This is a genomic window from Tautonia rosea, from assembly GCF_012958305.1.
GTDB lineage: Bacteria > Planctomycetota > Planctomycetia > Isosphaerales > Isosphaeraceae > Tautonia > Tautonia rosea.
In genome coordinates, this window is sequence record NZ_JABBYO010000003.1 from 520,142 (window position 1) to 539,438 (window position 19,297).

Consider the following 19,297-nt stretch of genomic DNA (forward strand, 5'->3'; position numbering starts at 1 on the left):
TGCAACTCGTCAGGCTTTCGAGATGGCATGAAGACGCTGGTGGAGGAGATCCGGAAACTTTCCGTACCAACGTTGGTTCAAGGGGGAGGGGTGCGGAAGCGGACTCAAGATTATCGCTTTGCGGAGGATTCCTTCATCGGTCTCCACAACAAGCTCGCAGGGCAAGTCGGCCTCGTAACGATCGTCTCGTTTCCAGAATTCTTCGATCAGCTTGGCTCCGACGTACGGCGTGAACCACTTGAAGGCCTCGGTGCCCAGGCAAATGACGCGATTGCCGGACCAGTGAGCCGTGAGGAATTCGGCCACGAAGGGCCGAAAGCGTTCCTTGACCGTCGTCGAGTAGGCTTTGTTACCGGGAGGTTTGTACGGGACCGTATTCGAGAGCACAATGTGTTGGAGAGCCGCTTCGAGTCTCGGGTCGTCGTCGGGGGGGGCTCCCAGAAACGTTCGATAGACTTCTCGGCGCACCAGGCGGCCGCCGGCACCGATCTGCGGTTGCCCCCACTTCACCTCATCACGGCCGAGATCGCGCCCGAACGAACACACACGGGCCGAGAGCGAGCCGGCGAAGAGGATAGGCCAGGTCGGATCTTTTTTTGATGCGGAATAGACCGGCTCATCGATCGGGAACTCGGCCCGTCGGGCTTCCTGGGCAATTGCTTCAAGCAGGTCGTCTACACTGCGCATGGCGGGCCTCGAAGAGAAGAGCAGGGGCCTGGTGCATTGATCATGGCCTGATCACCGAAGGAGGTCCAGGTCATCCAGGGGTTCGTGAACCCCGGATCGTGTCTGGTGTGTCCGGGAGTCGTCGGCCACGGTTCATCGTGGTACAATGATGATTCTTTATTCCGTGAAGACGATCGATTCGAGCCAGGTGGACCGCCTCTCATGACGCGCATCGCCATCTACGACACCACTCTGCGCGACGGCAGCCAGGGCGAGGGAGTGAACTTCTCGCTGCAGGATAAGCTGCTTATTACTCAACGGCTCGATGAACTGGGGATCGATTACGTGGAAGGGGGGTATCCCCTCTCCAACCCTAAAGACGAGGCATTTTTCCGAGCGGTCCGCGACCTGGACCTCTCCCATGCACGGGTTGCCGCGTTTGGCATGACCCGCCGCAGAGACATTGCTGCGGAAGATGATCCGGGAATGAAGGCGCTCGTCGGCGCCGGGTCTGCGGTCATCACCGTGGTTGGCAAGAGTTGGGATCTGCACGCCCGAGAGGTGCTCGGCGTCAGCCTGGACGAGAACCTTCGGATGATCGCCGATTCCGTGGCATTTCTCGGGTCCGCGTCTCACGGTCCTGAGATCGTGTATGATGCTGAACACTTTTTTGACGGCTACCGTCATAACCCTGACTACGCCCTGAACACGATTCGGCACGCGGCAGAGGCAGGGGCGTCCTGGATTGTGCTTTGCGACACCAACGGCGGAACCTTGCCCGAGCAGATCGCCGAGGCGATTGATGCGGTTCGATCCGTGACCTCTGTGCCCCTTGGCATCCATACGCACAATGACGGTGAGCTGGCCGTCGCCAACACACTGGCTGCGATCCGGCGCGGGGCAACGCAGGTGCAAGGGACGATCAATGGTATCGGCGAGCGCTGCGGAAACGTCGACCTGTGTAGCGTGATCGCCAACCTGTCATTGAAATATGACGGATACGAGTTACTGCGACCGGGAAGCCTGACACATCTGACGGAGGTGTCTCGCTACGTATACGAACTGGCGAATTTGAATTTCCGAAACGGCCAGCCGTTTGTGGGAGCCAGTGCGTTCGCCCATAAAGGGGGGATGCATGTTCATGGGATTCGTAAGGTCGTTCACAGTTACGAGCATATCGATCCGAGCCTGGTCGGCAACGAGCGTCGGGTGCTTGTGAGCGAGCTGTCCGGCCGATCGAACATTGCGGAGAAGCTGGCCGAGCATGGTCTGGAACATGATTCGGCGTTGATGGCACGAGTGCTCGCTCGGGTGCAGGATCTCGAGAACGAGGGGTATCAGTTCGAAGCCGCCGAGGCCAGCTTCGTCTTGCTTGTGGAGAAGGAAGCGGGTCGCTATCAGAACTGGTTCGAGCGGCTGCACTATCACGTGAGTGTCGAGGCGCGCGACGGGGGTGAGCCGATTACCGAGGCGACGGTCAAGCTTCGTGTCGGTGAGACGATCGAGCACACCGTGAGCGAGGGAGATGGCCCGGTCAATGCCCTGGACGGTGCCTTGCGCAAAGCGCTTGAATCGCACTTCCCAAGGCTCCGGGAAATGAGTCTGGTGGACTACAAGGTACGTGTGATCAACGCTCGCGCCGGAACTGCGGCCAGCGTCCGCGTGGTGATTGAGAGCCGCGACAAGGATTCGGTCTGGGGAACAGTCGGCGTGTCCGAGAACGTGATCGAGGCGAGTTGGCTTGCGCTCGTTGATGCCTTCGATCACAAGCTTTCGAAAGACGCGAGAGAATCGGCGTCGCAGCGATCACAGGGGAATCTGGCTTCCGCGTCCTCTGGTGGCCCTGGTTTGTGAGCCGATCCGGGAGAACCGAACGCACGATGCGACAGATCCGAGCCTGCGGCATTTTGTTGATGACCCGAACCGATCCCCGATCGTTCTTACTCATGCGACACAAAGACCGCTGGGATCTGCCCAAGGGGCGAGTCGATCCCGGCGAGTCGGACCTGGAGTGCGCGTACCGCGAGTTTGAGGAGGAAACGGGGATTCCCCGATCCTCGATCCTTCTTGATGAGAGCTTTCGGTTCGAATTGGTTTATTATCCTGTCCGCAAAAAGACAGGAACACCCGATTGCAAGACGCTCGTGATCTTCCTGGCAACCGTGCCTGATCGTCCCAAGATTTTGGCCACGGAGCATCTCGGACACGAATGGTTCTCCTGGCAACCCCCACATAATATCCAGGAGCGGACGATTAACCCTTTGCTGGCAGCGGTCGCGCAGCATCTGGACGGACACGGCTCGATCGGGAACGGTGATCGATTCTGAACGGCTGACGACCCGGAGAAATGGCGACCGTCAAGCAAGCCTCTGAACACGAAACGACCCGCCAGAAGGCGGGTCGTTTCGAAGGTTCAAGATCAAGAGGCCCTGTTGCGTGTGGCCCCCGATCATCGGCTTGTCGCGAGGGCCTCGGAGCCCTTCTTCGATCGTTTCCCCAGCCACTCGATGAGAATCGGGGCGGCGATGAAGATGGTGCTGTAGGTACCGCTGATGAAGCCGATCACCAGGCAGAACGAGAAGCCGGCAAGTCCCTCGCCACCGAAGCCGTAGAAGATCACGACGACGAGCCACGTCGTAAGTGAGGTGAGGATCGTTCGGCTCAAGGTCATGTTGATCGCATCGTTGACCAGGCGAGCCGTAAGATTCGGCGATTTGCCTTTGATCTCTCGAATGCGGTCGAAGATGACGATCGTGTCGTTGACCGAGAAGCCAATCAAGGTCAGGAAAGCCGCGATCATCGGCAGGTCGATCTTGTAGCCGGCCAGGGCCACCGCGCCGAGCGCAATGAGCACGTCGTGAATCAGGGCAATCACTGCGGCGAATCCGTAGGCGACCGCCTGGAAGCGGAACCAGAGGTACGCGATGATGATCATCCAACTCGCGACAATGGCCACGATGGCCTTCTGCCGGGTTTCGCCCGCCACGACGCCACCGAAGGTTTCCAGACGCTCGAACAGGAAGTCGCGGTCATTGCGAAGCTCCTCTCCGAGGGTCGCCAGAGCGGGATTGATCTGATCAGCCGGGATGGTTGTGCTCAGGGTGAGCGTTTCGCCAGCCTGGTCTGGATCGTTCGGGGGAGCGTCGGGGTTCAAGAGGCTGAACTGACTGCGGGGACTCGGAACCGGAGGCTCGGCCGAGGCAAGGACACGGGCCAGGGCTTCGGTAATCCGAGAAGGCTGTTGAGGGAGGTTGAATGTCAATCGGAAGCGATTGGCGCCTTCCTCGTTGAGGGTAGTATCGGATTCCTCGCTGACGGCCTCGGTCTGAAGATCGACTCGAACCAGACTCTCGGGGAAGGCGTCGAGAATGGCCTGTTGAACCGCTGCCGTTGAGTCTTCGGTGGTTCGAATATTGTACCGAGGGGCAGCGGAGTCTCCCTGCTCTCCCATCAGCGTCAGGCTCTCGACCGTCACATTCGGCAGGTATTCACCGGCCTGATTTCGGACGGAGGAAACCCGGGCAGAGGAACTCATTCCGGAGAGTTCTTCACTCTGAAGCTGGACCGTGACGAGGGTACCGCCCGTGAAGTCGATGTTATACATCGCCCCTCGTTGATCGGCACCACCCCGATTGAAGAAGACGGTCAGTCCCAACGCGATGACCAGAAGCGAACCGACCATGCAGTAACGTCGGGGGGCGACGAAGTCGATGTTCGTCTTGCTCAGGAGGCGGAGCATGTTGAGCCGTTTGATCCAGCCCTTCTGGTAGGCCAGTTCAAAGAGCGTTCGCGAGACAAAGACGGCTGTGAACAGGTTCCAGAGCAGGCCGATGATCGTCACCAGGGCGAAGCCCTTGACCTCCTCGGTCCCGACCGACCAGAGCACGATGCCGGTCAAGATCGTCGTGACGTTTGAGTCGAGAATGGTGGACCAGGCCTTGCCGAAGCCGTTGCGGATCTGCTGTCCGAGTGGTGCTCCTCGGTCGCGTTCTTCCCTCATCCGTTCAAAGATGAGGACGTTCGCATCGACGGCCATACCGATCGTCAGCGCCAGGCCCGCGAGGCCGGGGAGGGTGATCGAACTGCCAGTCAGAGCCATTGAGGCGAGCAACAAGACCATATTCAACAGCAAGGCGATCACCGAGATCAGGCCCGCCACCCGGTAATACACGAGCATAAACAGCGGCACGAGGCCCAACGCAATCGTGATGGCGTAGACCCCCTTGCGAATTGTGTCTTCGCCGAGGGTTGGACCGATCGTTTCTTCCTGCAGGGGGGTGGGATTCAAGGCGATGGGAAGGCTACCTGCGCGGAGGATATCGATCAGGTAATTCACCTGTTCCGTGGCCTGGCTCCCCCGCCCTCCCATGGTGATGATGCCACGGTCGGTGATACGGTCATTGATCTGAGGAGCAGACATGATCTCGCCGTCGAGCAGGATGGCGAGGTTAAAGCGGAAGGCTCCTTCCTGGCGCGGACGATAGCGTCCGGTCAGGTTACCGAAGCGCCGCGAGCCGGTCGGATCAAGGTTAAACCCAACGGCTGCTCGGAGTTGCTCGTCCGTGGTGGGATAGACCCGGTCGAGCATGTCGCCGGTGACATCCTGCGAATCCCGGGGGACTTCGTAGAGCACGAAGTACTCCGTGAGGCCGGGTTGAGTGGGGAACGGCACACCCCGGACGATCCAGTCTCCGGCGGTTTCGGGAAGGATCGAAACGCCGTCGGCTCCCATGGCGATACCGCTGGGGTTGTAGGCCAGACGGTAGGAGGTGACGGATTCGAGCCCGTGATCTTCGGTCAGGGTGATGGTGTTGGAGGTATTGCCGGAAATCTCCGTGGTCGCCGTGGCCGGCTCGCCGTTGCGAAGGCCTTCCAGGACCACGGGAAGACCGGAGTAGCGATTGACGGGCCACTCCCGAATCGGGTCGATGATCTGGTTCGAGCCATCGGCAAAGTCAACCGCGTAGCCGGTGATGGTACTGGAAGCAAACTGGTGCGGTTGCCGGAGGACGAGGGTGTCCTTGGTGTTGCGTTCAATCTCGAAGCGGGCGGAAGGGGCGTTGTCGGAGCGTTCCAGGACGACCTGCAAGCCTCGGAAGCGGTTCGGCTCCCAATCGGCATTGGTGTCGGTGATGGTCCGTTCACTCACCGAGGTCGGGGTGCCGCTGGCGGCAGGCACGACCACTTCTTCACCAACTTTTGCCCAACGGAAGCTTTCGGAGTCGGAGCCCGGAGACTTGACCACCGGCAGCCGATCGACGATCGGGGGTGTGTCTCGGTTCAGTCGGTTGAGGTAGGACGGGAAGTCGGCAGCCCGATTGGTGGACGCGAGGATGCGAAACGCCAGTGACCCCACTTCGGTCAACTTGCGTTTGACTTCCTGGGTCTGATTGGCCATCTCCTCGGGCATGATGATTTCGACGCGATCCTGGCCGACGGGGCGGATCGTGATGTCGAAAACACCTTCGGGGTTGATCCGTCGCTTCAGGGCCGCCACAAGTTCATTCAGGTCGACCGGCTCGCCGGCCTGTTCCTCGACCTGATAGACCAGGATCGTGCCGCCGGAAAGGTCGATGCCCAGCTTCAACGGGCGCTCATCGCTCAGGTTGAGTTGCTGAGAGAAGAGGATCGCCAGGCCAGAGATGGCTGCAAGGGCGATCAGGATGAGGCGAGAGGTCACATTCTTCATGGCAGGTCCTTGGGGGCCGCACGGCGAGGGGGGAGATGCGTCCCCGTCCGGCCCGGGGCGGAGCGGCCCAGCCCCGTCCCGATCCGATCGTCATTCAAGATTATTCATTCCCTTGACGATTGCCGCCCTGGGTCTCTTGGCTTGCGAAACCGTCCGAGGGCTCAGCTCACGAGGCTTTCGATTCCGTCGCTCCCGCGTCGACGAGGCCGACAACGCTTGTCTTGCGGCAGGTCAGCCGGACTCCCTTCTCGTCGTCGATCCGAAGCACGATCTTGTCGGCCTTCTCATCGACCGACACCACCGTTCCGTAGATACCCGACTCCGTGAGCACGCGATCGTTCTTCTTCAGGGCGTGGATCATTGCCATACGCCGCTTCTGGTTGCGCATCGGCAGCCAGAAAAACAGGAAGAAGGCCAGCAGCAACACTGGCCCGAATTGCACGAGCAGCACCATCATCGGAGAAAGCTGAGCTTCGCCGCCGGCTCCCTGAGCCGCCTGAGCGAAGCACACCGGAATGAGCGAACAGATCGTGCCGGGCATGGTCGGGGATCGTCGTTTCTGCGAGTCGGTCGAACGTAACGGAGTCACTGGATCAGCGATCGGCCAATCGATCACTACCAGACAATCGGATCACTTTACCGATGACGGGCCAAGGGCTTCAAGCGTCTCCGCCCGGAATTGGACGTAACGGCCTGCCCGGATCGCTTCCCGAGCCCGAGAAACGAGCCGATGAAGGAATGCCAGGTTGTGAACCGAGGCCAAAATCGGGCCGAGCATCTCGTCAGCCAGGAACAGGTGGCGGATATAGCCTCGACTGAACTGGGTGCAGGCGAGACAGTTGCACCCCTCCTCAATCGGACCCGGGTCGCTCTTGTGCGCGGCATTACGCATGCGAACCGTTCCGTGCATGGTCAGGCAGGTGGCGTTGCGGCCGTTTCGGGTCGGCAGCACGCAATCAAACATGTCGACCCCGGCTGCGATCGCGTCGAGCACATCCTGCGGGCGACCGACCCCCATCAGATACCGCGCATGATCCGAGGGGAGATGCGGGGTACTGACCTCGAGGGCCTTGCGGATCTCCTCAGGCGACTCGCCGACGCTGACGCCTCCGATGGCGTAGCCGTCGAAGCCGATCTCGACGAGTCGATCGGCGCACTCACCACGGAGGTCTGGGTGGGCTCCTCCCTGGACAATCCCAAATACGGCCTGATCGGGACGGGTCCGGGCCGCTTTGCAGCGCTTCGCCCATCGAACAGTGCGATCAGTCGCCTCAGCGATCGCGGCTTTCTCAGCCGGGAGGGCGGGGCAATGGTCGAGGACCATCGCCACATCAGCCCCAAGGGCCTCCTGAATGGCGATGGCCCGTTCGGGAGTCAGGTCGAGCATGCTGCCATCTAGGTGCGATCGGAACGCGACCCCTCGTTCGGAAAGGGTGACCCGGTCGCTCATGCTAAAGACCTGAAAGCCTCCAGAATCGGTCAATATCGGCCCGTCCCAGGCCATGAACCGGTGCAGTCCGCCGAGCTCCTGAACCACTGCTTCACTGGGCCGCAAGGCGAGGTGGTAGGTGTTGGCGAGGAGCATCCGGCTTCCAGAGGCCCGGAGCAGGTCGGGCACGATCCCCTTGACGGTTGCCTGGGTGCCGACCGGCATGAAGATCGGCGTTTCCACCGTTCCGTGGCGCGTATGCAGCAGACCAGAGCGCGCGGCCGATCCTGAGTCAACCGCGAGCAATTCGAATCGAACAGGGGAAGCCATGCGTTATCGGGCTCGCGGGTCATCAATACGAGGGCTGGTGGGAAGCAAAGCGTTTCCGACAGCCCTCCGATTCGGTCAGTCGTTCCGCAGCTTGAGCCCCATCTCAGAAAGCTTTTCTCGGACCTCATTGAGCGAGGTGACACCGAAGTTTTTGCATTCGAGCAGTTCGTCCCCGGTTCGGCTCACGAGGTCGCCGATCGTCTGAAGGTTCAACTTCGACATGCATTTGCGCGATCGTACCGAAAGGTTCAGCTCGCTGATCGGTTTGCCCAGGATGGCCCGTTCTTCGGGAGAGACCTCGGCTGCGGACGGTCCGCTCGGGACAGGGGCGTGGTGCGTTGGCCGGGCGAGCGGAGCGCCGCGGTCTGGGGATTCAAGAGCCATGCCGAGCCGAAGCCCCTTGGTGTCCATGATCTGCTTGATCTCGGACAGGGAGGTTTCGCCAAAGTTCTTGGAGGCGAGCAGGGCGACCTCGGTGGTTCGGGTCAGGTCGCCGAGCGTTCGGATGTTCATTTTGCGCAGGCAGTTTCGGCTGCGAACAGACAGCTCGAAGTCAGTGACGGGGATCTCAAGCAAGGTGCGAAGCCGGTCGTACTGTTTCTCCAGGCTTTCGTCATAGTACATGTCGCGGCTGGCGCGGCAGTCCTTGGCGTAGAGCCGGGCTCGGGGCTCATTCCCGAGGTGATCGAGCACCTGGTTGTAGAAGGTTTCCGCCTCTCGATACCGCTGGTCGTCTTCGAGCAGGATCCCGAGATTGATCAGGGCGGCCAGGGGCACGGGCGGATGACGAAGGCACTGGCGATAGTAATCGACGGCGACGTCATCGTTTCCGTAAAGATCGTTGATGTAAGCCAGTTGGAACAATGCACCGGTGTGGTCGCGGTCGAGTTCCAGGGCACGCTCGAAGGCAGCGGCGGCTTCAAGTTGCTCGCGATCGTCGGCCAGGAGGCAGCCAATCTGATAGTGATATTCGGCCTTGCCGTCGGCCTGGCCTTCAAGTTGTTTCAGCAGTGATCGGGCCACGTCCGGCTTGCCCGCCCGTCGCATGGCACCGGCGCGGTGCAAGGTGGCGAGCTTGGCGTCGTAGTCCGACTCGCCGGCAGCGGCGAAGGCATCGGCGGCTTCTTCCCAGCGCTGGAGGTTCTCCAGGGCCAGTCCGCGATGGAAGTGGGCCATACCGCTGTCGCCGGCCTTTTCCAGGTGTTCGAGCGCCTGGAGATAGTGCCCGTGAAGCACTTCGGCCACACCGAGTCTGAGCTGAAGATCCGGCTCCAGTTCCCCCCCTCGGGCCCGATCCTTGATGTTCTGAACGGCCTCTCGGAGGGTCCGGTAGCGTGAGGGGTCGCGGCCGAGCAGCTCACGTAAGTCGGCCACGGTGGAGAGGTCGAACGGGTCGCGGTCCATCAAGGCCCGGACATCGGAGGTCATCTGGTCGGTCATCGGCGTGCCTCAATGCGACGCTGCGGCACCCGTACCATCATCCGGTTCCTCGATGAACCGGCGCAGACGGGGAACCGTGCGAGACAAAGAGTCCAATTTACCAAAATTCACGCCGTGAGCAAGACATCGGACGAGAGTCTGGAGGCAGGGGGTTGCTCGGTGTCAAGCTCCTGGTCCTCATTTCCGTGACCGGGGCGGAGCATTCGCTTCGATGGCGGTGCGGACCGTCAGAAGATGTTCGATCCATTCGCGTCGCAACCCCTCCGTTTGTTTTCCGAAAGCAGCTTGGAACGCGGCGACACCGTGGTTGGTGCTCCCGGATCGAGGATTCCGAAGCTGATCCAGGAACGCCACGAACCCCTCAGGGTCCTTTGTCCGCAGATGCAAGACCAGTGCCCAGGCTGCGGCATAGGGAGCGGGTGCGTAGCCCTGACCGAACCCCTCGTCTCGGACGATTGCTTCGAGTGATGGAATCGATCGAAGCCGTCGCCACTGCTCGATCCGGTGGCCTGGGATGTCGGCAAGTCCGGCCCACTGGCCACCTCGGAATGCCTCGAATTGCATGGCAATTCCTTCGTGGAGCCAGATCGGGAACTGGTCGTATTGCGGCGAGAGCCCCGAGGCAATCACCAGTTGATGGACCAGCTCGTGAACTGCCGCCGCCTGATCCGATCGGCGCTGCTCCAGGTCGTGGAGCAAGAGTGTGCGTTGCGTGTCTCTGCGCAAGGCATCAATCCGAAGTTCAGCCCCCTGTCGGTTCAGAGTCCGAGGGCGATCGCCTGACAGTGAGAATCGAAACCGGGCTGAAGGGGAGACGTTGGCAAGCGATCGCTCCGCCTGGTCGAGTTCGTCGAGGCGATGGCGAAGCCCCGTGGTCAATCGCTTGTCTTCAGGCTGGTTGCGGCTGTCGGCAACGAACACAACCCGGCGGGTCGGATGGTAATAGCCTCGGGTCGTCAGGAATGCCTCGCCGGCTTCCTTGCGCACAAAGGCCAGGTAATCCGATTCTTCGGCAAACCAGACGGCCACAAGCTTTTCGGACGGGAGCCGGAGATCGAATCCGAGGGTCGTGAAGGTGAGATAAAAGGTCGTGACAATCTGATCAAGGAGTGCGAGCCGGGCGGTTGCGTCGGAATCCTCGTGTTGATGAAGGAGAATCAATCGTGGAGTTTCGGCCACCTTGAACTCGGATCGAAGGAGCCTACGCAGCGCGGTCAGGTCTGGGGCCTGGGCAGGTTGTTCCAGCCGATCAAGGATCGAGACGAGGCGGGCCACTGGTTCCAGAGTTGGAGCGCTCCGATGCGAGGCACGAAGCATGGCCACCCCTTCGGAGGTCAACCCGCGTTCGATGGCCCACCAGGCGGCTCGGAACTGGTCCGAGGCATCGCCGGCATTGGCCTGATCGCGACGCAACGGCCAATCGTGCTCGGGCCAGTGGCCGGGGACGATGGCTTGGAAATCGTCGGGACGAAAGGTGTACGATCCGTCTGGGGAGCGCACACGAATGATCTCTCCGTCGATCTCGATGGGAAGCTGGACCTCTCCTCCCTCGGTGAAATAGAGGAGATCCGCAGAGGCTGGTGCGATCGCCACGAGCAATTCGAACACGAGGGTCAGGATTCCGGCTCGATTGGCGTGCCGACGGCTCATCGTGACTGGCTCCTTCGTGCTTGCCGAGGTCGGTTGGGATTGTCTGCTGGAAATCGACCACCGGCCCTTTGACAAGCGGCCGTCGCCGTGCGACCGTTGGCGATCGGCCCGCAGCCGGTCGAGGCCCGGCTGATGGTGACCGTCTGCATCCCGTTCTTCCGATTCGAACCTGAGACGACCGAGGATCGCGACCATGCGACCGCTACGACTCACGGCCGGCGTTCTGACGACGGCCGCCGGGCTGATTGCCGCCGGGCATGTTCCGGCCGCCGCGCAGGAGGACGTCACCGTGGAGATCGTCGAGTTTCGCGGCTGGGAAAACAACGTCAAGCTCAGCAATGGCGACGCCGAGCTGATCGTGACGCTCGACGTCGGCCCACGTGTTATCAGTTATCGGCTGACCGACGGCGAGAACGTGTTCAAGCTTTACGAGGATCAGCTCGGTGGTTCCGGTGAATCCGGCTGGCAGATTCGAGGGGGGCACCGACTTTGGGTGAGCCCTGAAGACCCGGCGCGGACCTACGTTCCCGACAATAGCCCGGTCACGTACGAACAGATCGGCCCGGGACAGATCCGCGTGATCGTGCCGCCCGATCCGACCTTTCAGCTTCAAAAGGAAATGGAGATTACCCTGGCCCCTTCGGGCACCGAGACGACGGTGATCCACCGCATTCGCAACGCTGGCCGACAGCCAACGGAGCTGGCCATCTGGGCCTTGTCGGTGATGGCGCCGGGAGGGATCGAGGTGATCCCCTTGCCGCCGAAAGCCCCGCACCCCGGTGGAGCCGAGAACGCCACGGCCGAGATGTTCGCGCCGCAACTGAGCCTGACGCTCTGGTCCTATTTCGATTTCCAGGATCCCCGATGGACGTTCGGAACCAAAGCGCTGACCCTCCGACAAGACCCGCAGACCGATCGGGGGCCGACGAAGCTGGGCATCTCGACTCCGCTCGGCGTGGTCGGTTATCTCAATCAGGGCACGCTCTTTCTAAAGCGGTTTCCCTACCTGCCAGGGCGTGTCTATCCCGACCGGGGTGTCAATTACGAAACGTTCACGAACGTCGATATGCTCGAACTGGAAACCTTGGGACCGCTCGTCCGACTCGGACCGGGAGAGGTGGTCGAGCACGTTGAGCGCTGGGAACTGGTCGGCAAGGTCGAGGCCGGTGATGGACCCGAGGGAGCGATCGAGGCCGTCTTGCCTCTGATCGTTCGCGAGTAAATGAGCGAGGATTAGGCTGAGAGGTGAGCCGGTTCCTTCGGGAGCCGGCTCGGCTCGATCCCGGGAAACAGTTCAGCCAGGCGAGCAGCCTCACGGCGTACGTCGTGATTGGCGGCCACTCTGGCTGCTCCGGCGGATCCCATCCGACGGAGTTCGGCAGGGGTCGCATCGAGCGCCGCTTCCATGGCGTCGGCCAGGTCGGTGATCGATCCGGCCGGAACGAGCCAACCCGACTCTCCGGTGCGGATCAGTTCGGGAATGCCCGCGATCGTGGTCGAGATCACCGGACGGTGCAGGGCGAGGGCTTCCATGATGACCACCGGAAGCCCCTCGGCAAAACTGGATTGCACCAGTGCCCGGCTTCCTTCCAGAGCCTCACGGACCTGAGCGCTGCTCTGCCAGCCGGCAAGGAGGACGTGATCGCTCAGGCCTCTGCGATCGATCAGATCTTCCAGGATCGGTCGAAAGGGACCATCGCCGACCAGAGTCAGTTCGAAAGTGCGCCCCCGCTTCAGCAGTTCGGCCGCGGCCTCGATCAGGACGAGCTGGCCCTTTTCTGGGGCGAGTCGGCCGATATTGAGGAACCGAGGAGCCTCGGGCGGGTCAGTCGGGGGGCGATCGAGAAAATCGACCGCCAGGCCGCATCGGACGACGTGAATCTTGTCCCAGTCGCCTGGATCGGCCCATCGCCAGAGCTGACTGCGGCCGAACGAGCTGATGGCGACGGTGAATGCGGAATGCCGCACCTTCTCCGCGAGAGAAAGGGCCTTCGGGGCGTCGAACTCCTCGGGACCGTGGACCGTCACGCTATAACTCGGGCCGCCGAGCAGGTGACAGAGCAGGGCGACCGTGGCCGAATTGGTGCCGAAGTGAACGTGGAGGTGGCTTACCTGATCGCGCTGAGCCCATCGCCTGAGCAGGCAGGCTTCGGCAAGGTAAATCAGGTGAAAGGTCAGCCCACGTTCGGAGCGACGGCCGAGCCGCCAGGTTGCAGCGAGTGCCTGAACGAGCCGCACCGGTCGGGTGAGGATGGTGCTGATCAAGGCACCCAGCAGTCCGAAGGCCCCGGAGTCGAGGAGGCGTCGCGTCTTCTCGTACTCGGCCTGATCATCCGGATCGACCCGAGGGAGGCCCGAATCCCGAATCGCGTAGCGGATGACCGGAATGCCCTGCGCCTCCAGCGAACCGATCTCTCGCCGGATGAACGTCTGGCTTGGCATGGGATACGAATTCACGAAGTAGGCCAGGCGTGGCACAAGACACTCCCTGCTGGATGCTCGAAATCGGGAATAGCGACGTCACCGAGGGGGGATTGTCGAAGGAGTTTTTCGATCGACCTTGCGAGTTCAGCGACCCTCTCATCATAGTTGCCGCGGGATTTCGAACGACTCTACGGCGCACCAGGCCATTTAAGGACGGACTTCTTCCGAGAGTTGCTCGAAACAACCTGTTCACGACGGGTGCTGAGGGCGTCACTCCGGGAGATTGGCTGAGAGAGATGAGCGACTTTCGGGAGACACTCAGGCTCGAAGGACCCGTCCCCCATAGACCACGCGATCCTCGGGCGAGCACTGGATACGTAGGCCGCCGTCCGGTCCGATACCGCCGCCCAGGCCCTCGACGATCTCACCACCCAGGTCGATTCGGACGGGAGCCTCCCGCAGCTGATCCCGCAAGGCCCACGATCGGGCAAGGCCGGGATCATCCTGAGCGAGCAAGCGAAGGTTTGCGTCTAGCCGATCGAGGAGGTGTTCGAACAGCGTTTCTTGACTCTCGGGCGGGATGGGTCGATCGGAGAACTCGGCAAGTGCGGCAGCCAGGCGACGAACTTCGTCGGGGGCTTCGTCGAGGTTGGACCGGACGTTCAGGCCGATGCCGATGATCAGTCGAGGCCCGAGTGGTCCGTTGATGCGTTCCGGAAGGATACCGGCAATTTTCCGAGCATCGATCTCGACATCGTTCGGCCAGCGCAAAGCCACCGATCCCCGATCAATCCACGGCTCGACCGTTTCAATGACTGCGATGGCGGTTGCGAGCGAGGATAGCGGCGTGTGCCGATCCTCGAGGCCGAAGGCGAGGGGGTCGAGCAGGACGCTGAAGGTCAGGCTTCCCGAGTCGGACCACCAGGAGTTCGCGCCTCGCCCGCGTCCCTGAGTCTGGCGATCAGCCCGAAAGACCAGAGGGAACGTGAGTGGATCGATCGGATTGAGGGCGTGTTGCTTGGCGAGGTCGTTGGTCGAACCAACCTCTCCAAGCCGAACGACGGACCAACCGGCGGGCATCGGGGGGTGAACTCCTCGGGGATCGAACGCTCAGGAATCGGTCATGCGAATGAGAAGATCCCCCGCCTGGACCTGGAGGCCGACCGAGGCGAGCACCTCGGCCACCCGGCCAGGCCGCTCTGCGTAGAGAGTCGTCTCCATCTTCATCGCCTCGATCGAGAGGAGTTTCTGCCCCTTGCGAACCGGATCGCCCGTCGAGACTGCCACGCCAACGACGAGGCCGGGCAGGGGGGAGGCAATCTGGTTCGGGTCGCCCGGGTCGGCCTTCGGGGCCGTCTTCACGGCCGAGGCGAGCGAACGGTCGGCGACGATGATCTCGCGGGGCTGGCCGTTTAGCTCGAAGAAGGCGGTGCGGGTGCCGTCGACGTGCGGCTCGCCGATGGCGACGAGCTTGACGATGAGCGTCTTACCCGGTTCGATCTCGACCGGATGCTCCGCGCCGATCTCCGGCCCGAAGAAAAAGACGGAGGTGGGTAAGACCGATGTGTCGGAGAAATTCCTCAGGTGCGTCGCCAGTTCGGGGAAGACACGAGGGTAGAGCAGGAGGCTCAGGGCGTCTCGGGTCGTCGCCTCGTGACCGAGCAGTTCCGAGGCCTTCTGCCGGGCGGCGTCGAGGTCGGCCGGAGGAAGATCTTTGCCCGGCCGATCGGTCATCGCGGGGCGTCCCTTGAGGATTCGTTGCTGAACCTCATGAGGGAATCCGCCCGGCGGCTGGCCAAGTCTTCCTTCGACGAACTCGACCACGCTTTCGGGGAATGCCAGCTCACGGCGATCGTCGACCACGTCTTCCGCCGTCAGGTTGTTTGCGACCATGAACAGGGCCATATCGCCGACAACCTTCGACGAGGGGGTGACCTTGACGATGTCGCCGAACAGGAGGTTGACCTCGGCGTACATCGCGCAGACCTCGGGCCAGCGTTCGTCGAGCCCGAGGGCCTTGGCCTGCTGGAAGAGGTTCGTGTACTGGCCCCCGGGCATTTCGTAGGCGTAGACCTCGGCCGAAGGGGCCTTTTGGCCGGTCTCGAAGGGGGCGTAGAGGGCTCGGGCGGCCTCCCAGTACTGGCTCATCTCGATCAAGCGGGCCGGGTTGATTCCCGATTCCCGAGGGGTGAACCGGAGGGATTCGACGATCGCGTTGAGGCTAGGCTGCGAGGTGAGGCCGGACATGGACGCAACCGCGCCATCGGCGATGTCGAGGCCGACCTCGGCCCCCTTGACGACACTCGCCGCCTGGGCGCCGCCGATGTCGTGGGTGTGGAAGTGGATCGGCAGGCCGACTTCTTCGCGGAGGGCTTTAATCAACTGTTCGGCGGCGTACGGTTTGCAGAGGCCGGCCATGTCCTTGATCGCGATCAGGTTTGCCCCGCGTTTTTCCAGTTCCCTGGCCATCGAGACGTAGTACTTCAGGTCGTACTTTGTCCGCTTCGGGTCGAGGATGTCGCCGGTGTAGCAAATAGCGGCCTCGCAGAGGGCCCCCGACTCGCGGATGGCCTCGATCGAGACCTCCATGTTCGGCACCCAGTTGAGCGAGTCGAAGACGCGGAACAGGTCGATCCCGGCGTCGGCTGCTTCCTTGACGAACGCCCGAACGACGTTATCGGGGTAACTCGTGTAACCGACGGCGTTCGAGCCGCGCAGGAGCATCTGGAAGAGGATATTCGGAATCGCCTCGCGAAGCTGGACGAGACGTTCCCAGGGATCTTCCTTCAGGAATCGCATCGAAGTGTCGAACGTCGCCCCGCCCCACATCTCGATCGAGAACAGTTCGGGGCAATTCCGAGCGTAGGCTGCGGCCACCCTGAGCATCTCCCGGGTCCGCATCCGGGTGGCAAGCAACGACTGATGGGCGTCGCGGAAGGTGGTGTCGGTCAGCAGGAGATGGGGCTGTTCCCGGACCCAGGCAGCGAACTTCTCGGCGCCGAGGGCCTGGAAACGTTGTCGAGAGCCGTCGGGAGGTGTGGCTGTCTGATCGTAAGCCGGGGGCTGCGGCTCGGGATCGGGCACATAGCCGCTCGGCCGGGTGACGCCGGGGAAGCCGTTGACGGCGACATCGGCCTCGAAGCTGAGCAGTCGACTGGCACGGTCCTGCCGCTTGGGGAAGATGAACAGATCGGGCGTTTGGTCGATGAACCGTGTCGTGCAGCGACCAGCGGCGAAGTCGGGATGGTCGATGACGTTGAGCAGGAAGGGGATGTTCGTCTTGACCCCTCGGATGCGGAACTCATCGAGCGCTCGCTTCATTCGATTGACGGCGTCGATGAAGCGCCTGCCCTGGGCGCTGACCTTCACGAGCATCGAGTCGTAAAAGGGCGTGACGATCGCCCCAGTGATCGCTGTGCCGCTGTCGAGCCGTAAGCCCATGCCTCCGGGAGAGCGGTAGGAGGTGATCCGCCCGTAGTCGGGGGTGAAGTTGTTTTCCGGGTCCTCGGTGGTAATACGGCACTGGAAGGCGTGGCCGTGGACCTCGACCGATTCCTGGCTAGGCAGGCCGATTTCGGGGTCGGAGAGCGGGGAATTGGCGGCGATCAGGATTTGACTCTTGATCAAGTCAACGCCAGTGATCATCTCCGTTACCGTGTGCTCGACCTGAATCCGAGGGTTCACCTCAATGAACGAGAAGGCGTTGGCGTCGGTATCGACGAGGAACTCGACCGTCCCGGCGTTGTCGTAGCGGCAGTGGCGGCCGAGCTTGATGGCAGCATCGCAGATGGCCTCGCGCAGCTTCGGTTCAAGGCTCGCGGCGGGAGCGATCTCGATGATCTTCTGATGACGCCGTTGGACCGAGCAATCGCGTTCGTACAGATGCACGAGGTTTCCGTGCTGATCGCCGAGGAGCTGCACCTCGATGTGCTTCGCGTGACGGATGAACTTTTCGAGGAAGACATCGGGACAATCGAACGCGGTTTGAGCCTCGCGGCGGGCCTGGTCGAGCGCGTTGTCGAGTTCGTCCGGGGTCTCGACCACGCGCATCCCCCTGCCACCACCTCCCATCGCAGCTTTGACGATGACGGGGTATCCCATCGCCTCGGCCTTGGCGTGCGCTTCCGGCCCAGGAACGATCGGCTCCTTCGTGCCGCCGAGGATGGGTACGCCGGCTTCCTCGGCCAGTTTCCGTGCGGCGACCTTGTCGCCGAGCATGTCGAGTAACTCGGGCCTTGGCCCGACCCAGACGATTCCGGCTTTCTGGCAGGCTCGGGCGAAGGTGGCATTCTCGCTCAGGAAGCCATAGCCGGGATGGATGGCGTCGACCTCCTTCTCGACGGCCAGTGCAATAATGTTGTCGATCCCGAGATAGCTGCGGATCGGCTCTCCCGGTTTCCCGACGAGGTACGCCTCATCAGCCTTGAGCCGATGCATGGCAAAGCGATCCTCGTTCGAGTAAATCGCAACAGTCCGAATCCCCAGCTCGTGAGCCGATCGAAAGATCCGGATGGCGATTTCGCCGCGGTTTGCGACCAGCAACTTGCGAAAGGCAGGCATCGAACGCTCTCGGGCGGTTTCGGGTACGTGGGAGAGAATCGTGGTTGGCAGTATCCTAACGCATCGCAAGACCGGGGGCGAGATGACGCTCACTTACAACGTTCGTTCCTGCTCGCGAGGGTACGCACTATCGAATCGACTTCAGGATCTCCGGTTGACCGTTCTCCGGATCGGGGATAGGAAACCCAGAGAGAAAGCCGATCGGCGGCCGAACTCTCCGAAGGAGTGCCTGTCCGATGATGATCTCGTACGCCCAGAACGCCGAGGATGTCCTGCTCAACCGCGTCTTCGCGGGCCGGAACCAGGGCTTCTACATTGACGTTGGGGCGCACGACCCGATTCACAACTCTGTGACAAAGCATTTCTACGAACAGGGCTGGAGCGGGATCAACATTGAGCCGGAGCAAGAGACCGAACTGTTTGATCGACTTCAGAAGGATCGTCCTCGAGACATCAATATGAACCTCGGTCTCTCGAACCAAGATAGGACCTTGACTTTCTACCAGACGCTTTCCGCACCGGGCTGGTCAACTTTCTCTCCTGCACAGGGCGCGGAGATGGCTCGCTGGGGGTTTGAGTTTGTCGAGCGATCGATCCCCGTCACCACCCTTGCCAGGGTCTGCGAGCAGCACGTTCTTCCGGGACAGGAGATCGATTTTCTCAAAGTCGATGCCGAAAGCCACGAACGCGAGGTGATCGAAGGTGGAGACTGGAACCGCTGGCGGCCAGTGATCGTCCTGGTCGAAGATAACGGAACCGATGTCTGGGAACCCTTGCTGCTCGGGGTCGAGTATCTTTTCGCCGCGTTCGATGGCATCAACCGTTACTATGTTCGGAGCGAGGACCGCCAACTTCTGGATCGCTTCGCCGCGCCGGTCAACGTGACTGATGAGTATGTGCCATTCCGCTACCACCGACTGCATCAGATGTCGGATCTTGGTCCCTCGGCCCTTCGGATTGCACGGCGACTCCAGGACACTGCAAATCGCCACCCGAAGCTCGCTCGTATCGTGAGTCGTTACCTTCGCTGAGGCAAGCCGGTTTTCCCCAATCCGCGCAGGCCATCCGCATCGCTAACGAGCGTTGCGTGTAATCATTGCATAAGTTAG

13 protein-coding genes are annotated in these 19,297 nt (G+C 61.7%); 4 read left to right on the top strand and 9 right to left on the bottom strand.

All coding sequences use genetic code 11. The annotated features are described in order from the left end of the window. Positions 1–9: 9 nt before the first annotated feature. Entirely contained in the window at positions 10–687 is a 678-nt protein-coding gene (locus tag HG800_RS07500) for a uracil-DNA glycosylase family protein (RefSeq protein ID WP_169975359.1), read from the bottom strand. A gap of 201 nt (positions 688–888) precedes the next feature. Between HG800_RS07500 and cimA the strand changes: the two genes are divergently transcribed. Then, positions 889–2,520 (top strand): citramalate synthase, encoded by a 1,632-nt coding sequence (gene cimA / locus HG800_RS07505; RefSeq protein WP_169975361.1) that lies wholly within the window; start codon positions 889–891, stop codon positions 2,518–2,520. Between the two features lie 26 nt (positions 2,521–2,546). Continuing rightward, complete coding sequence (locus tag HG800_RS07510; RefSeq protein ID WP_169975363.1) at positions 2,547–2,993, top strand: bis(5'-nucleosyl)-tetraphosphatase; 447 nt, start codon at positions 2,547–2,549, stop codon at positions 2,991–2,993. Between the two features lie 122 nt (positions 2,994–3,115). Here the strand turns inward: HG800_RS07510 and secD are convergent, their stop codons facing one another. The 5 genes from secD to HG800_RS07535 form a co-directional block, all read right to left on the bottom strand. Then, positions 3,116–6,355 (bottom strand): protein translocase subunit SecD, encoded by a 3,240-nt coding sequence (gene secD / locus HG800_RS07515; protein WP_169975366.1) that lies wholly within the window; start codon positions 6,353–6,355, stop codon positions 3,116–3,118. A 166-nt stretch (positions 6,356–6,521) separates the two neighbouring features. Beyond that, positions 6,522–6,896, bottom strand: a complete 375-nt coding sequence (gene yajC, locus HG800_RS07520) for a preprotein translocase subunit YajC (protein ID WP_169975368.1) — start codon at positions 6,894–6,896, stop codon at positions 6,522–6,524. A 90-nt stretch (positions 6,897–6,986) separates the two neighbouring features. Beyond that, positions 6,987–8,114 carry a tRNA guanosine(34) transglycosylase Tgt gene (gene tgt / locus HG800_RS07525; protein WP_169975370.1) on the bottom strand — a complete coding sequence of 376 codons (1,128 nt, stop codon included), beginning with the start codon at positions 8,112–8,114 and terminating at the stop codon, positions 6,987–6,989. 75 nt (positions 8,115–8,189) lie between these two features. Next, positions 8,190–9,554 carry a DNA-directed RNA polymerase subunit alpha C-terminal domain-containing protein gene (locus tag HG800_RS07530; RefSeq protein WP_169975372.1) on the bottom strand — a complete coding sequence of 455 codons (1,365 nt, stop codon included), beginning with the start codon at positions 9,552–9,554 and terminating at the stop codon, positions 8,190–8,192. 177 nt (positions 9,555–9,731) lie between these two features. Further along, positions 9,732–11,204, bottom strand: coding sequence for a DUF1570 domain-containing protein (locus HG800_RS07535; RefSeq protein ID WP_169975375.1), 1,473 nt, complete (start codon positions 11,202–11,204; stop codon positions 9,732–9,734). 193 nt (positions 11,205–11,397) lie between these two features. On the opposite strand from HG800_RS07535, the gene HG800_RS07540 reads away from it, so the two are divergent. After that, positions 11,398–12,426: a hypothetical protein gene (locus HG800_RS07540; protein ID WP_169975377.1), complete on the top strand. Its 1,029-nt coding sequence runs from the start codon at positions 11,398–11,400 to the stop codon at positions 12,424–12,426. An 11-nt stretch (positions 12,427–12,437) separates the two neighbouring features. Here the strand turns inward: HG800_RS07540 and HG800_RS07545 are convergent, their stop codons facing one another. The 3 genes from HG800_RS07545 to HG800_RS07555 form a co-directional block, all read right to left on the bottom strand. Next, entirely contained in the window at positions 12,438–13,682 is a 1,245-nt protein-coding gene (locus tag HG800_RS07545; RefSeq protein WP_206352158.1) for a glycosyltransferase, read from the bottom strand. A 264-nt stretch (positions 13,683–13,946) separates the two neighbouring features. After that, a complete protein-coding gene (locus HG800_RS07550; RefSeq protein ID WP_169975379.1) occupies positions 13,947–14,708 on the bottom strand; it encodes a biotin--[acetyl-CoA-carboxylase] ligase in 762 nt (253 codons plus the stop codon). A gap of 30 nt (positions 14,709–14,738) precedes the next feature. Then, positions 14,739–18,188 carry a pyruvate carboxylase gene (locus tag HG800_RS07555; protein WP_169975382.1) on the bottom strand — a complete coding sequence of 1,150 codons (3,450 nt, stop codon included), beginning with the start codon at positions 18,186–18,188 and terminating at the stop codon, positions 14,739–14,741. 236 nt (positions 18,189–18,424) lie between these two features. On the opposite strand from HG800_RS07555, the gene HG800_RS07560 reads away from it, so the two are divergent. Further along, complete coding sequence (locus HG800_RS07560; protein WP_169975384.1) at positions 18,425–19,219, top strand: FkbM family methyltransferase; 795 nt, start codon at positions 18,425–18,427, stop codon at positions 19,217–19,219. Positions 19,220–19,297 lie beyond the last annotated feature (78 nt).

Coding starts and splice junctions, on each gene's coding strand:
- HG800_RS07540 (WP_169975377.1), top strand. CDS start 11,398: ATGCGACCGCTACGACTCACGGCCGGCGTTCTGACGACGGCCGCCGGG.
- HG800_RS07535 (WP_169975375.1), bottom strand. CDS start 11,204: ATGAGCCGTCGGCACGCCAATCGAGCCGGAATCCTGACCCTCGTGTTC.
- HG800_RS07560 (WP_169975384.1), top strand. CDS start 18,425: ATGATGATCTCGTACGCCCAGAACGCCGAGGATGTCCTGCTCAACCGC.
- yajC (WP_169975368.1), bottom strand. CDS start 6,896: ATGCCCGGCACGATCTGTTCGCTCATTCCGGTGTGCTTCGCTCAGGCG.
- secD (WP_169975366.1), bottom strand. CDS start 6,355: ATGAAGAATGTGACCTCTCGCCTCATCCTGATCGCCCTTGCAGCCATC.
- tgt (WP_169975370.1), bottom strand. CDS start 8,114: ATGGCTTCCCCTGTTCGATTCGAATTGCTCGCGGTTGACTCAGGATCG.
- HG800_RS07550 (WP_169975379.1), bottom strand. CDS start 14,708: ATGCCCGCCGGTTGGTCCGTCGTTCGGCTTGGAGAGGTTGGTTCGACC.
- HG800_RS07530 (WP_169975372.1), bottom strand. CDS start 9,554: ATGACCGACCAGATGACCTCCGATGTCCGGGCCTTGATGGACCGCGAC.
- HG800_RS07510 (WP_169975363.1), top strand. CDS start 2,547: ATGCGACAGATCCGAGCCTGCGGCATTTTGTTGATGACCCGAACCGAT.
- HG800_RS07555 (WP_169975382.1), bottom strand. CDS start 18,188: ATGCCTGCCTTTCGCAAGTTGCTGGTCGCAAACCGCGGCGAAATCGCC.
- HG800_RS07500 (WP_169975359.1), bottom strand. CDS start 687: ATGCGCAGTGTAGACGACCTGCTTGAAGCAATTGCCCAGGAAGCCCGA.
- cimA (WP_169975361.1), top strand. CDS start 889: ATGACGCGCATCGCCATCTACGACACCACTCTGCGCGACGGCAGCCAG.